At 62.2% G+C, this 13,367-nt stretch carries 15 protein-coding genes; 4 read left to right on the top strand and 11 right to left on the bottom strand.

Translation table 11 applies throughout. From position 1 onward, the window contains the following. A partial coding sequence (locus ACFOD4_RS10870; RefSeq protein ID WP_379596351.1) for a transposase occupies positions 1 to 389 on the top strand: 389 nt, incomplete at its 5' end. Between the two features lie 1,084 nt (positions 390 to 1,473). Here ACFOD4_RS10870 and ACFOD4_RS10865 read toward each other — a convergent pair. From ACFOD4_RS10865 to ACFOD4_RS10830, 8 genes are all read right to left on the bottom strand, one after another. Then, positions 1,474 to 2,781 (bottom strand): extracellular catalytic domain type 1 short-chain-length polyhydroxyalkanoate depolymerase, encoded by a 1,308-nt coding sequence (locus ACFOD4_RS10865; RefSeq protein ID WP_379596349.1) that lies wholly within the window; start codon positions 2,779 to 2,781, stop codon positions 1,474 to 1,476. Positions 2,782 to 2,897: 116 nt separating this feature from the next. Next, positions 2,898 to 3,320 (bottom strand): CopG family transcriptional regulator, encoded by a 423-nt coding sequence (locus ACFOD4_RS10860; RefSeq protein WP_379596347.1) that lies wholly within the window; start codon positions 3,318 to 3,320, stop codon positions 2,898 to 2,900. A 3-nt stretch (positions 3,321 to 3,323) separates the two neighbouring features. Continuing rightward, a complete protein-coding gene (locus ACFOD4_RS10855; RefSeq protein WP_379596345.1) occupies positions 3,324 to 3,689 on the bottom strand; it encodes a hypothetical protein in 366 nt (121 codons plus the stop codon). Between the two features lie 100 nt (positions 3,690 to 3,789). Further along, a complete protein-coding gene (locus ACFOD4_RS10850; protein ID WP_379596343.1) occupies positions 3,790 to 5,067 on the bottom strand; it encodes a TRAP transporter large permease in 1,278 nt (425 codons plus the stop codon). Then, entirely contained in the window at positions 5,064 to 5,534 is a 471-nt protein-coding gene (locus ACFOD4_RS10845) for a TRAP transporter small permease (protein ID WP_379596341.1), read from the bottom strand. Before ACFOD4_RS10845 ends, ACFOD4_RS10850 begins: the two co-directional genes overlap by 4 nt. A 35-nt stretch (positions 5,535 to 5,569) precedes the next feature. After that, on the bottom strand, positions 5,570 to 6,241 hold the full coding sequence (locus ACFOD4_RS10840) for a cyclase family protein (RefSeq protein ID WP_379596339.1): 672 nt from the start codon (positions 6,239 to 6,241) through the stop codon (positions 5,570 to 5,572). 9 nt (positions 6,242 to 6,250) lie between these two features. Continuing rightward, positions 6,251 to 7,240 carry a DctP family TRAP transporter solute-binding subunit gene (locus ACFOD4_RS10835; protein WP_379596337.1) on the bottom strand — a complete coding sequence of 330 codons (990 nt, stop codon included), beginning with the start codon at positions 7,238 to 7,240 and terminating at the stop codon, positions 6,251 to 6,253. Positions 7,241 to 8,094: 854 nt separating this feature from the next. Next, positions 8,095 to 9,273, bottom strand: coding sequence for an MFS transporter (locus tag ACFOD4_RS10830; protein WP_379596362.1), 1,179 nt, complete (start codon positions 9,271 to 9,273; stop codon positions 8,095 to 8,097). Positions 9,274 to 9,457: 184 nt separating this feature from the next. Between ACFOD4_RS10830 and ACFOD4_RS10825 the strand changes: the two genes are divergently transcribed. After that, positions 9,458 to 9,886, top strand: a complete 429-nt coding sequence (locus ACFOD4_RS10825) for an MmcQ/YjbR family DNA-binding protein (RefSeq protein WP_379596335.1) — start codon at positions 9,458 to 9,460, stop codon at positions 9,884 to 9,886. A 377-nt stretch (positions 9,887 to 10,263) separates the two neighbouring features. Here the strand turns inward: ACFOD4_RS10825 and ACFOD4_RS10820 are convergent, their stop codons facing one another. From ACFOD4_RS10820 to ACFOD4_RS10810, 3 genes are read right to left on the bottom strand one after another with little or no spacing between them, the layout of a single operon-like run. Further along, on the bottom strand, positions 10,264 to 10,941 hold the full coding sequence (locus tag ACFOD4_RS10820) for an orotate phosphoribosyltransferase (RefSeq protein WP_379596333.1): 678 nt from the start codon (positions 10,939 to 10,941) through the stop codon (positions 10,264 to 10,266). Beyond that, the gene (locus tag ACFOD4_RS10815) at positions 10,938 to 12,209 is read right to left on the bottom strand and encodes a hydantoinase/carbamoylase family amidase (protein ID WP_379596331.1); all 1,272 of its coding nucleotides are present in this window, start codon (positions 12,207 to 12,209) and stop codon (positions 10,938 to 10,940) included. The genes ACFOD4_RS10820 and ACFOD4_RS10815 overlap by 4 nt, the downstream gene beginning before the upstream one ends. A gap of 14 nt (positions 12,210 to 12,223) precedes the next feature. Then, a complete protein-coding gene (locus ACFOD4_RS10810; protein ID WP_379596363.1) occupies positions 12,224 to 12,400 on the bottom strand; it encodes a hypothetical protein in 177 nt (58 codons plus the stop codon). Here ACFOD4_RS10810 and ACFOD4_RS10805 point away from each other — a divergent pair. Continuing rightward, on the top strand, positions 12,371 to 12,643 hold the full coding sequence (locus ACFOD4_RS10805; RefSeq protein ID WP_379596329.1) for a LysR family transcriptional regulator: 273 nt from the start codon (positions 12,371 to 12,373) through the stop codon (positions 12,641 to 12,643). The two genes, ACFOD4_RS10810 and ACFOD4_RS10805, sit on opposite strands and share 30 nt — an antisense overlap. 74 nt (positions 12,644 to 12,717) lie before the next feature. Continuing rightward, complete coding sequence (locus tag ACFOD4_RS10800) at positions 12,718 to 13,092, top strand: LysR substrate-binding domain-containing protein (RefSeq protein WP_379596327.1); 375 nt, start codon at positions 12,718 to 12,720, stop codon at positions 13,090 to 13,092. Positions 13,093 to 13,367 lie beyond the last annotated feature (275 nt).

Here is a 13,367-nt window from a genome sequence, read left to right as displayed (position 1 = left end):
CGCTGGGCCATCTTCTGGCCTTGCACGTGACGTCCGCCGGTGCGGACGACCGCGCCGAAGTCGGGCGCTTGGCCCAGGCGGTGCAGGCTTCCACCGAGCAGAACGTCGAACTGGCCTATGTCGACCAGGGCTACACCGGAACAAGGGCGGCCGACGCCGCCAAGACGCACGGCATTGAACTGGAAGTGGTCAAGCTGTCCGAGGCAAAGCGAGGCTTCGTGCTGCTGCCAAGGCGCTGGGTAGTTGAGCGGTCCTTCGCCTGGGCAACACGTTTTCGGCGCTTGGTGAAGGACTATGAGCGCTACGCCAGCACCCTTGCCGATCTCCACCTCGTCGCCTTCGTCTGCCTCATGCTCAAACAGGCCGCTCTACTCGCCCCAGGTCCATAACAGCCTCTAGACTTAGAACGCGGGAGATCGGGGAACCAGGCTCCGCCCATACCGCAAGATTGCAGAGCACAGGTCGCATCGCGGCGACTTGCTTCATGGATGTCGTACCTTAGTACGCCGAAATCCAAGGAGGTCAGGAGCCATGACTCTTGGCCGTATCACTGCACCCTTGCCTTCAGGCTAGCCGGCAGCGGCGACACGGACCTGCAAGCCAGAAGGGCAGCGAGCCGATCACCTCTATGCCGCGCGGTCGCAGTGTGCCGGCCCTGAAATTTCAGCATAGTCAGAAAGGTTGTGTGGTCGGACCTGGTCCTGACCGTGAGCTGAAGGTGCTCTTCCCTGACAGATCATGGCACCAGCAGTGGCACGGGTACAGAAACCCTTTACCCCACTCCAACCAAGCTGGCGCAGGCTGGGGTCGTCGACCTTCACAGGGCCACACCTCGGGCGGGGAGGCCGCACGTTCACCACGGCAATCTCCCATGGACGGCGTGATCTCAAAGCGGTTCCTGCCCGACAACGAGCGAAAGATGGGCTTTCAGTTTTGGCCACGAAAGCTTCAGAGGAGCAATCCCTTGGCGTAAGCGCAACTGGCCATCGTCGCCGAACGCCCCCTCCATGGCGGCATAGATCAACCGGATCTAGACCTTGTGTCGAATCTCCAGGATCCTAAGGCATCCTGCTTCGAGAGCGTCACCAATGAGGCCCTTGGCCTCCCAGGATCGGGTGACGATCCCGGGAGCGCACGGTGACCTCGCCAAATGGCCGCCACCCGCTGTTGTTGTATTGCCTTCGCGAAGTCAGGCCTCGCGGCACAATCTTTGTAGCTCCATTTTCTGCAGGGACATAACGCTGACCGGATCGATGGCCTTCAAGGCATCAATCACCTTCTCCAGCCACCTCTTCCGCCGCGCCGGCCATCATCTATCCAAAGGGCTTGTCTAATCCTCGTGCGATTAGGGTTAGGTGCCTTGATGATCGTTGCTGAATGATCCGTGGCGATCACATAGCGCTTTTTGATTATGTCCTTGTATCGATTTCCCTCGACGCTCACCTTGAACACGTGCGTCCAATCGTGACGGCTTTACGCAACGGGAGATCGGAGTGGATGATCGCGAAAGAAGCGGAGCATTTCACGGGATGCGTCGGGACCTTTCGGGTCGGTGTATGACCCGTCTTGACTGCCTCCGGCCCATGCATGGCCACCACCATGAACCACCCATTGTTCCAGCACCGTCTCCCCATCCTGCCCACTGTGAAGTGTACGGCTGTAGGCGCGACCTCCCGCGACCTCTCCGTGCTCCACTGTCATCCGAAGATTCCCCGCCCTAGCCGCAGCCCTTGCCACGACCTGGTCACCATTGACCGGATGCACCGTTCTGTCGCGATCCGCATGGAAGACGATGGTCGAGACGACCCGCCTCCGCTGTGCCTCCGCCACGGTTCCAGCATTGTGCCCGGCGGACGCCACGCCATCGCCACGCATGGCGGCGAAGGCCGATGGCATGTCTCGTGCGATCCCGCAGGCGAGGCCGGAGTGGACGCCCACTGCGGCAAAGAGGTCAGGATAGACCTCGCCCATGATGGCGGCCGCGGCACCGCCAGCTGACAGACCAGCGACATAGACACGCGCTGGATCGACCGCATGATCGCGCATGATCTGGCGGGTGATGCCGGCGATAAGCGCAGGCTCCCCGCGGTCGCGCTCCTGATCACCAGGGCTGAACCAGTTCCAACACTTCTGCACATTGGCTGAAGCTGATTGCGCAGGGTATCCCACGAGAAAACCCTGCTCCTCGGCCAGCGTGTTCATCCGGGTTCCCGCGGCGAAGTCGTCCGGAGACTGCGTGCAACCATGCAGCATGATGACCAGAGGAACAGGCTTACCCTGGTAAGAGCCCGGAATGTAGAGCTTGTAGTCGCGTGTGCCGGCACTACAGGAGAAACTCCTCATTGTGAATGAGGCGCCGTCTGGCAAAGGGACAGCCGTATGCATGGAAGGATTGCCGGCGCCGCTCCGACGTCCGAGATCGCTCAGATCCGGTTTCAGCCGGTTAAGCAAGTTGCGCAGAACGGGAGGCGTTGACGGTCCGCGATCGGGCACTGATAATGTAGGGCGCAGCCCAGCGCCGATCTTCCGCCACTGGTCCGTTGACAAGGGGGGGACTGCCTCCGCCACAGTGCCCGTCTCGGTATCCACGTCGAATGTTCGTAGGTTTCGGCCATCAGTAGGCACGCTCGGGGCGGCGTACGGAATATTGCTGGCAGCGCCTGCGACTTCGTTCCGGGCTTGGCCCTGCAAGAGTCTCAATGCTTCGGCCAGACGGCCTTGTTGCGTCAGGCGCGTGGCCTCCAGGACGTGGGCAGGCACGGCGACCGGAACGGTCTTCATAAGATCGACTTTCAGAAACAGATCGCCATGCCGACTTCTCGCGTCGAGAAACCGGTGGTCCTGCCGAGGTTAAGACGAGACGTAAGGGATAGCAGCGGTAGTGACCGCTTGGATGGTCAGGCCATCCGGTCGGCAAGGGCAGCTTTTACGGCGGGGCTCGCCTGAAGGGCGCCAAGCACCGAGATGGATGCGATCGTCGACCGGGCAAGTTCAGGGGTCACGTTTCCTCCGATGCTCACCAGCCCGAGCACTCGAATGTTGAGCATCTGCCCGGAAGCACGAGCTGCTTCGAGATCCTCACGCCCGAAGTGACGAAGGCCAAGGTCAAGGCTGCGACGTGCCACGGACTGCTTCGCTACCTCCGCATGCCGCTCGATCTGGTTGCGGATTGCGGTGCGAATCAGGTCAGTGCGGTTGGCATAGAACCCATCCTGCACCAACAGGTCGATATGCCCGAGATCGACGTAGCCGAGGTTGATGGTGATCTTCTCAGTCTCGCTCGCGGGCTTGGGCCGTAGCTCATGCACGTTGCCAACCATTCTTCACCATCCCTGTACCATCCATGTGGATGGTAGATTGCTCTTCAGCGAGAGAATTACAAGGGGATATTCGGCGGGGTAGACGATCGGTCCAGCCGGACCAGAGAGGAATGCGTCAGGCCCAGCCTCAAACAGCATGAAGAGAAGAAGCGAGGGATTGGCATTGCTGCTCAGTATCCTGAAGAAATCCAGTACTATACCCGGCCTGCCAGAAACGCTCGTTCTATGAAGTAAATGCTCAGGACTGAGATCGGCGATGCCGTTAGATTCGGTCAAGCTGGCTTGGCTTGCCGCAGCCCCTTGCCCGTCAGGGTCCGCTTGATGGCAGTCGCCGGTCCAGCCCTCTTCAGCACGATTGCGGTTGCTCAACCGGAAAGTCAGAAAGGCTCCTGGCCGTGGATCATGGCCGTACCGGAATGATGCCAGTGTCCAGAAACTGGCATCATCAGCACCATCAAGATTTCAAAGACTACCTCATCCATCCCAGTGGAACGGTGACGATCTGAGGCACAAGCACGAGCAGAAACAAGACGGCAAGTTGTGCAAGCAGAAACGGCATCACACCGCGCATCACAGGCCCCATCTCGACCCGGGCCACCGCGCAGACTACATTCAGAACGGATCCAACGGGTGGTGTAAGAAGCCCGATGGCGTTGTTCATGATGAACAACACGCCGAAATAGACCGGATCAATCCCAGCCGCCCGCACCGACGGCATAAGCACGGGCGTCAGGATCAAAATGGTTGGAACGAAGTCGAGGGCCGTTCCAACAACAACAACGAGGATCATGATCGCCAGCATCATGAGGCGCGGATCGCCGCTGAACGGCTCCAGCAATCCTTGCACCTCGGACGGAATGTCCGCGATGGTGATCATGTAGCCGGAAAGGGACGCGGCCGCGACCAGGAACATGACTGCGGCCGATGTGCGGACCGCTGAGACAAGTACATTTGGCAAATCTCGCCAATGCAATTCGCGGTAGATCACCAGCCCGACAAACAATGCATAGACAGCTGCGACAACGGCAGCCTCGGTCGGAGTGAACAATCCGAAGCGTAATCCACCGATAATGATCAGCGGCAGAGCAAGTGCCAATAGTGCATCACGAAAGGCCCTGCTTCGCTCATGCCAGGATGCCCTGGGTAGCAGGGCTGCCGTTTCGTGCCGGGCACAGAACCACCAAGCTATCGCCAAAGCTATTCCCATCAGGATGCCAGGGACAATGCCAGCCAGGAACAGCGCAGTGATTGACACGTTCCCGGCCACACCGAAGACGATGTAACCGATGGAAGGCGGAATGACGGGCGCGATGATCCCCCCTGCCGCCATCAATCCCGAGGCGCGCGGCACATTGTAGCCCGCGCTGCGCATCATGGGGATCAGCACGGCCGCGAGTGCCGCTGTATCAGCCACCGCAGACCCGGAGACCGATGCCAGAAAGATCGCCGCGACAACGGCAACGTATCCTAGCCCGCCGCGCACATGTCCCAACAGTGAAGTGCCGAGCCCGACCAGTCGGCGAGAAAGCCCGCCAGCCGTCATTGCCTCGCCCGCCAGGATGAAGAAGGGTACTGCAAGCAGGGCAAAGTTGTCGGCGCCGTTCACCATCTGCAGCGCCAGCGCTTGTGGATCAAAGGCATCGAGATGCAGCATCAGCGCGACGGAGGACAAGATGAGCGCGAAGGCGATTGGCATGCCGAGCGCCATGGCACCAAGCAGCACGGCGGAGAACAGGAGCAACGTCATGCACCAGGCTCCACAAGATCGTCTTCCTTAGAAGGCGTCGGCTCAATCCCGCGCAGCGCGAGGAGGACGTCAGTCAGCGCCAGCATCGATAACCCAATGCCGGCGACTACGGCCGCGGCATAAGCCCAGCCGAGCGGCAAGCCGGAGACCGGCGAGGCGTTATCCATGTTGGTCACCGCCTGGGGCCAGGCACCCCAAAGAAAGATGCCGCAGACGATCAGCGTCAGGCCGTCCGACACCACACGGCACACCAGACGTCCCCGATACGGAAGCATCCGCACCAGCGTGTCAAATCCTAGATGCCCGCCGCGCCGCAGCACAACCACGGCACCGAGGAAGGTCAGCCACAAGAACAAGAGACGCGACAACTCCTCACTCACGACAATACCGCTATCGAATAAGTAGCGGAGCACCACATTGCTGAAGACGAGCAGCACCATCGTGGCAAGTGCCAGAGCCAGCAGCATCTCGATCGCGGCAAAAGCATGATCGACTGCTGACCTCATACCGACAGTCCTTCAATGGCGTAGACGCGCGCGGGTGCGCCATCGGCATTCGGGATCTTCAGCGGTGCTGCAGAAAGCAGGCAGCGAGGCTCGCGCAGATCGTCGGTATTAACTAGGTACTCGATCAGTGTGATGTCATGACGCAGCAGGACGTCATGGGTGACATGCTGCTCGAACGGCACCTGGATGTTGTCGAGCAACAGGCGGATCGGATAGTCCTGCGGAAAGTCGAAGGCCACAGCGCTAGGTTTGCGTTCTGCGAGCCACTCAGCTGCTGCACGGTTGAGCCAAGGCGCATCGCGCCAAAACTCCGGAGTGTTGCTGTTGCGCAACGCCGACCATCCAGCAGCCAGCAGGATTATTTCACCCGGCGCACCACCTGGATCCGCCGCGGAAAGACGGTCTGGCCCGATTTCCTCCTCTGGCGAGATGCCGGCCAGCCGCAACACGCGGCAAGGTCCGACTACACGCTCCAACGAAGTCTGCTCGATGGTAGGTGCGTCTGCGAGGATATGCGCGCGAGCATCGACATGCGTGAAACCGTGGCAAGTCGCGTCCAGCCGCGTAACACGGAACTGATCGCCGGCCGCGATATCGCCGGCAACGGTCACCTGGGTACGCCAGCGGAAATGCGGCGCAATCGGCATGGAAAGGTCAATGATACGCATGTTGGAGCCTCAAGCCGCTGCATCGGTGATGGCGTCGGGCAAATCGCTGCCAAAGCGATCGACAAAATCCTTACGCACCGGCGAGCTGACAATGGCCGCCATGCCATCACGGTCAGGGCTCTCTACCACGGCCATACCACGTTGCTTCAACTCCGCCAGCGCCTCGGCATCGGCAGCCTCGTTCATCGCGCGTTGCTGTGGCGTTATGGCCTGAGCAACAGCCATGACCGCTTCCTGGTGCGCCGGAGTCAGTGCTTCGAACCGCCGTTTGCTCATCGCCATGATGCCGGCGGTGTAGGCGTGCCGCGTCAGACTAAGATGCTTCTGAACCTCCCAGAAGCGAGCATTGCGGATCAGCGTCGTCGGGTTCTCCTGCCCATCTACCGCGCGGGTCTCGAGAGCCGTGAAGAGTTCGGTAAATGGCAACGGAGCCGGGTTCGCTCCCAACAGCTGAAAGGTCTTGATGTGAGCAGGGTTCGGCGTGGTTCGGATCTTCAGGCCCCGTAGGTCTGCCGCCCCATGCACCGCACGACGCGAGTTCGTGACGTTTCGGAAGCCAATATCCCAGAAGCCGAGCACGTGCAGGCCATGAGGCTCAAGCTCGCTGCGGAGTTGCTTGCCAATGTTGCCATCCAGCACGGCGGTAACATGTTGCCGGTCCCGAAACAGGAATGGCAGGTCGAGTGCATTCAGTCTGGGCGCCATGCCAGTGAAGAACGGGTTTCCGGTCAATGCAATGTCGAGTGCACCGCTGCGAGCAGAGGCGATGATGGTTTGGTCGCTGCCCAACGCGCCATTACCAAAGATCTGGACTGTCAACGCTCCGTTGGTGCGCTCCCTCACCTGTTCGGCAAACAGGCGAGCCGCTTTCTCCCAACTGTCGCTTTCTGGGTGGGGATGGGCAAAGCGGAGGCGCGTCGTCTGGGCACCCAGCGGCTGGGCAAGGAAGGGCATGGCCAGCGCAGCGCCGAGCATGGCTCGCCGGTTGGTATCCGTCATGATGAGGTATCTCCTGGTCCGTTTCATCGGCCGCCGGCGTCTCCAGGCCAGCTTGACCGATTCCGTGACTATCTGCCTTTCGGCCCAGAAATGAAGGGTCAGCAGGCAATTTCACGGTGTTGAGTGATGATTGTGGTGACGCCGGGGGCAAGGCCAACCGCTTTCTTGCAACTTGGTATGAGCCTATCCGGTGCAGCTTGGTGGAGATGTATTGCCGAATGTTCACGTTGTACGGCACTGGATGAACGATGTCCGGATGAGCATCGCAGCCTACGCTGCCGCTGAGGACGCTAGTGCCAGGCAGAACGAAGAGGTGCTTAGGCCGCGGCAAGAACGGTCATGAGGTCTCTGCCGAACCATAACCCCGCTGAACGTCTCCGACGAAATTCTGTAGCAAGATCTTTGAAAGCGAGGCGAATGCCTGAGGTGGCTCTGCCTCGTGCCACGGATTAGGCCGGGGGTTTGTTAGGATGTCGTTGCGGGTGCCGGCATGGCGTCCTTTGCGTCTGGCCGCGCAGTCGACCCGCAGCAGGGACCAGATCCACGGATCGTGGAATGCCAAGAGGGCGGCAGCGCCTTCCAGACGTGGCAGGCTTCCTACACGCCTTCGTAACAACCCAGAGATGTATGCGCGGTTTCCACCCAAGGCTAAGACCACTGCAGTTCAAAGCAGTCTGCAAGGCTAAAGCTGTCTGTTGGGCTTTGAGCGCTCCTCTTCCGCCTCCTGCATCAGTTTCGCCAACGCCTCTCCCGACAGCGGTTTGGGTGCTGCCTAGCATCGCATGCTGCGGCACCCTGGCCGCATGGATCGTGCCCTGGCGGTGATTGCGGGCGAGGCCAAGGAGGCCGATTGCTTATCTGTCTGATGCTCCGGAACAGTCCTTCCGATGCGCCTTCCACCGGTCGCGGAGTGCCACCACCACGGTGAGCATCATGAATCCTACGGCGGCGCCAAAAACCCAACGCGGTGCCCCATGGTCCAGGATCCAGCCAAACAGAAGCGGCCCCAAGGCTCCGCCGATGTTGAAGCCGGTGGAAACGATCCCGAAGGTCCGCCCCGCCCCACCGGGTGGAGACGCTGCCTGCACCATCATGTCCCTCGATGGAGCAATAACGCCGGACAGGAACCCCGCCGCACCCAGGACGAGAACCAGCGTTATCGCCCCAAGATCCGCAACGGCGACGAGCAGGGTGAGCAGCGCCGTCAAGGCAAAGGCAGTGGCGGCAACGTCGCCATGCCGCCGAGTCCGGTCCGCCAGCAAGCCCCCAGCCAGAACTCCGATGGCGCTGAGCATCAGAAACGCTGTCAGTGCCGCATTGGCTTCCGTGAGGCTAATCCCATAGCCGCTGACCAGGGCGGCGACCGAAAAGTTCTGGATGGCGCCGTTCGAGAAGCTGAGCAGGGTGAAGAACACGGTCAGGGAGATGATGGCAGGCGTGAAGACCGAGCGGCGCGAGATGCCTCCGCCGCCGGTCGTTGATCTGTGGAGACCGGCTTGGTCCGGGATCGTTGGGACGACGCGCATGGGCAGGATGAGGCCGACCAGCAGGATCCCGGCGAGCCCTACCGCGCCCAATGCCAAGCCGGGTCCGGCCAGGAGGGCCAGGCCGATCAGCAAGGCTGGCGCGATGGCCGTGCCCAGATAGCCGGCGAAGGTATGCAGGGAGAACGCCCGACCCAACCTTGCCTTGGGAATCCCAGCCGAGAGGAGAGCGTAATCCGCCGGATGAAAGACGGCATTGGCGAGGCCTGCGAGTGCCGAGCCGACAAGAAGCCAGGCATAGGTTCCAACCAATCCGATGGATGCGAAGGCGAGACCGCCGAGGCCCAGCCCCGCGGCAAGCACACGCTGCGGCCCGAGCCGATCCACCAGGAAGCCGATGGGTGCCTGCGCCACTGCCGAGACGACGTTGAAGATCGTCAAGGCCAAGCCAAGCTCAACGAACCCAACCTGCAGCTTGTCGCGAAGGAAGGGGAAGAGCGGCGGGAGCGCCAGAATGTAGACATGGCTGACGAGATGAGCCAGCGACACAAGCGCCAAGAGTCGCGTTGCCCCTGCAGGGTGTCCGTGTTCTGGATCCAGGTCTTCAGCCACTGATCCCGCATGGATCTGACGCGATGACAATGGCCTGTCCTCCTTTCCGGCACCCATCCCCAAGCTTCCGGACGGATGCGACGGCGATACGTCCCATGGTGTGTAGGCTGGCGCAAACTCGTTGGCGACCTGGTCGGAAGCCGCCGATCCGAGCGATCTATCGCTCTCGGCGTTGATCGGCGATAGATCGGATATGAAGTGGGATGATGTGCTTGCTATCGGCTTGAGGCTGCCCGGCATGGAGGCTTCGACCTCGTATGGCACGCCCGCCTTGAAAGTCAGAGGCAGGCTGGTGACACGACTGCGTGCCGAGGATGACAGCCTTGTTCTCCTTGGCGTTGTCCAGGAAGAGCGCGAGATGCTGATCGGGATGGATCCTGCGATCTTTCACACGACGCCCCACTACCAAGGGTATCAGGCTGTTCTGGCCCGACTGGCACCGCTGGAAGCTGAGCAACTCAGGCCGTTCCTGGTGCGCCGCTGGCAAGCTCTGGCGCCGAAGCGAGTGGTCGCCAGCTTCATGGCCAGTCAGGGCCGCCGCGCGAACTGAAGGATCTTGGCTACCGTCGCCGCAGGGCTTGCCGGTCACCTTGGCAAAGTTGCGGCCCCACACGGACCCTTGCGAGGTATGTGAAGCGGGATGAAGAGGGTCCAGCCGTAGACAGTACGGCACCAAAGCTCATCCGGTCCTGCCCTCCCCCATGCCGCTGGTCGAGACAAGGGCGCCCGCAGCAGCCGCCAAGGGTTTGTGCCTCGACCTCTCGTACGCTCCGGGCGATCTTCGGCCCGGTACCCGCGACATCTGGTCAAGCCGGCACCATCGCTATCCGGAGGAGCCCTCCTCCCTGCTTGTCGCCTCGTACTTCCAGCCTCCAGTCTCAGAAACACCTTCTTCTCTGACAAGGAGGCCAGCCTCCCGCCAAGCTGTCAGATCGCCAGCGGCGCCAGCCCGACTCTTCCTCCATGCGCTGCCGACCAGCTCACCGGGTCTGCCAAAAAGCCCTCCAACACTGCCCGGCTGTCCGCCGACAATGCGGGGTGTTGCAGCGCCAGCACGTCTCGCCAGCTCGCCAGCGCGACCAGCTCCAGTTCCAGCTCCCTCATCCGCTCCGCACCACCGGGAAAGGTGCCGTGATGGAAGAGGCAGAGGGTATGGGTGAGGCTCGCCCCTGCAGAACGCAGGCCCCTGGCAAAGGCGGCCTTGCTGCTGCCATCGGTCATCAGGTCGTCGATCAGCAGCACGCGCCTTCCTTCGACCGAACCGCCTTCGACCTGAGCGTTGCGGCCAATCCCTAGAGGGCGCTTGCGCACATAGCGCAGCGGCAGATCCAGTTCCTCGGCCAGCCAAGCGGCCCATGGAATCCCACCGGTATCCGCACCGGCCAGAGCCTCGGGTGGCTGGGGCAGGCGTGTGCGGATGGCATCGGCAGCCAGGGCGACGACGGCCCGGCGCAGACTCGGCTCGCCAATCAGCAGGCGAACATCCACATAAGCCGGGCTGGCCCAGCCGGCGGCAAGAACAAAGGGCTGGTCGCCAGCCAGCTGAACCGCACCCCCCTCCAGCAACAGGCGGGCCATGGCGTCACCGCTCAAGGGGCTGTTCATGCCGCGATCTCCCGCAGGGTACGGGCCAGCAGGTCGGCGCCAACCATGAAGTCGTCCATCTCCATCGCCTCGCGGGGATTATGGGAGCCATGCTGGTTCCGCACAAAAATCATCGCGCTCGGCACTCCCGCGCCGGCGAAAACAGCCGCGTCATGCCCTGCGCCGCTGGGTACCGGCTCGTCCGGTTGACCCATGGCCCGCAGGCCGGCACGCAGCCGCCCGATCAAGCCTTCATCCATACGCGCCGGCGCCGTGTCCAGGCGGCGATCAAAGCGGAACCGTACGCCGCGCTCCTCCTCGATGCCCGCACATTCGGAAAGAAGGAGATCGTAGAACGCTTCCAGCACCTCCGGGCTCTGGCTTCGTGCCTCCACGGAAAAGCGCAGGCGGCCGGGAATGCGGGCCAGGGCATGCTCGGCCGGGTCCGTGCCAACCATGCCGCTTGTCACCACCAGGTCCCGACCGCGCTCCAGCAGAGTGCGCCAGTGGCGGTCCAGCCGCGTGATAAGCTCGGCAGTCGCGAAGACGCTGTCGCGGCGCAGCCAACGAGGAACGGCGCCGGAATGTCCCGCCTCCCCTACGCACTCCACCGCACGGTGGCGAATGTTGCCCCGGATGCCGGTGACAACGGCCACCGGTAGGTTGCGCGCAACAAGAACCGGCCCTTGCTCAATGTGAAGCTCCAACCAACAGGCGAGGGTCGCCGGATCCAGCAGCGGCTCTCCCCGCGCCACGCGTTCGGTCGCGACGCCGGCATCCTGCATGTGTGCCAGCAACGGACGCCCTGTGATGACGTGCGGCATAGCCAGATCGTCCGGCGAGAGACCGCCGAAGAGGGCCGCCGAGCCCATGTAAGCGCGACCGAACCAAGCGCTTTCCTCGCCACGGAGGGCCAGGAGGCGGATCGTGCGGGTGGGCCGAAAGCCTTCCGATCGGAACCGCGCCAGCGCCATCAGGCCGGCGACAACCCCTGCAGCGCCGTCATAGTTGCCGCCCTGAGGAACCGAGTCGAGATGCGAGCCGCAGGCAGCGACCGGAAGGGACGGGTCGTTGCCCGGGAAGGTGACTACGAGGTTCGCCCCCGCATCCCGCGCCGTGTCCAGACCGAGTGCACGGGCCTCCGCTTCAACGATGTCCAGCGCCCGAGACTCACCAGGGCCATAGCTTTCCCGGCTAATGCCGGTACCGTCAAAGCCGTCGTCGCGCAAGCGATGGAAAAGGCGCTCCGCCAGGCCGCAATGCGGCCCTGGATCGAGGGTCTTGTTCACGGCACAGCTCTTGTTCATCCGAGATCCGCTTCGGCTCTTTCCTTGCTCGACAGCGTTGGCCAACCGACCAGCCGCAAAGCTGTCTCCGCAATCCATTCGGCATCAGAGCTTAGGCGAAGCCACTCGCGAGAGAAGAGATCTTTGTGCAGGATGATGTCGAAATGGCAACGCCTATCAGGTTCCACATCCATGCCCCGGCTGTTCCGTACTTCGACGCCGTTCTTCGTGCCGGTTCAATCCGGGAAGCCGCACGACGGCTTAGCGTCGCCTCCTCCGCCGTGAACCGGCAAGTCCTGACGTTGGAGGCGGAGCTCAGCGCGAACTTGTTCGAGCGTCTGCCCGCGGGGTTGAGGCTGACAGCGGCAGGCGGGGTTCTGGCGGAGCATGCCGACACAGTGTTGCGGGACACGGAACGAACACAAAACGCATCGTAAGCGCGTGACGATAAGCACCACGATCCAGAACAGCGCCGTCATTCCGGAGGCGCTTCTGGCCGGCGACGCCCATCTTGGCCTCGCCCTCGAGGTGCGGCGGAGGCAGGGATTGCAGCGGCTGGCCTGTATGGACGCTGCACCTCGGGGCAGTGATGCTTCTGGATCATGATCTGGCAAGACACGCTACGATCATGGTGGCGGACTGCGCTGGCTCGCCGCTGATTCCGCCACGTGCCAACTTCGCGAACCGCCTTCAAATCGACGAGCTACCGGGCGTTGGAGGCGGTCTACGGCATGAAGCCGGGTCCATGGAGCTGATGAAGGTCATAGCACTGCGCGGCCTTGGCCTTGCCTTCATAACGCGGGTAGGAGTGGAAGCTGAATTGAAAGAGAGCGGCTTGTGCATGTGCCTCTACGCCAAGGCCATGGGTTGGTTCGAAGCGGGCTAGGCCTGCCTGCGCGCGCCGGACGGCGCCGCCTGCGGCGGCTGCCGCCTTCGCCCGGCAACTTCATTGCCAAGAGACCGCTACACGTCGGATCAAGGGTCAGCAGTGATCTTGGCCTTCTGAGATCGCACAGGACCAGACTGGCTGACAAGACGCTGAAAACCCGCCGGGAGGAACGGGTGCCGGGATCACGCGGGACACCATTGCTGGACGAGAATCATCGCTGGCACTCCCGGAAGATGTGCGCCGCTCACGCGCCCTGTTGAGCGGTCCCTAGT

This window comes from Teichococcus globiformis, from assembly GCF_042646265.1.
In the GTDB taxonomy this organism is placed as follows: domain Bacteria; phylum Pseudomonadota; class Alphaproteobacteria; order Acetobacterales; family Acetobacteraceae; genus Pseudoroseomonas; species Pseudoroseomonas globiformis.
This window is presented reverse-complemented; position numbering and strand designations above follow the sequence as displayed.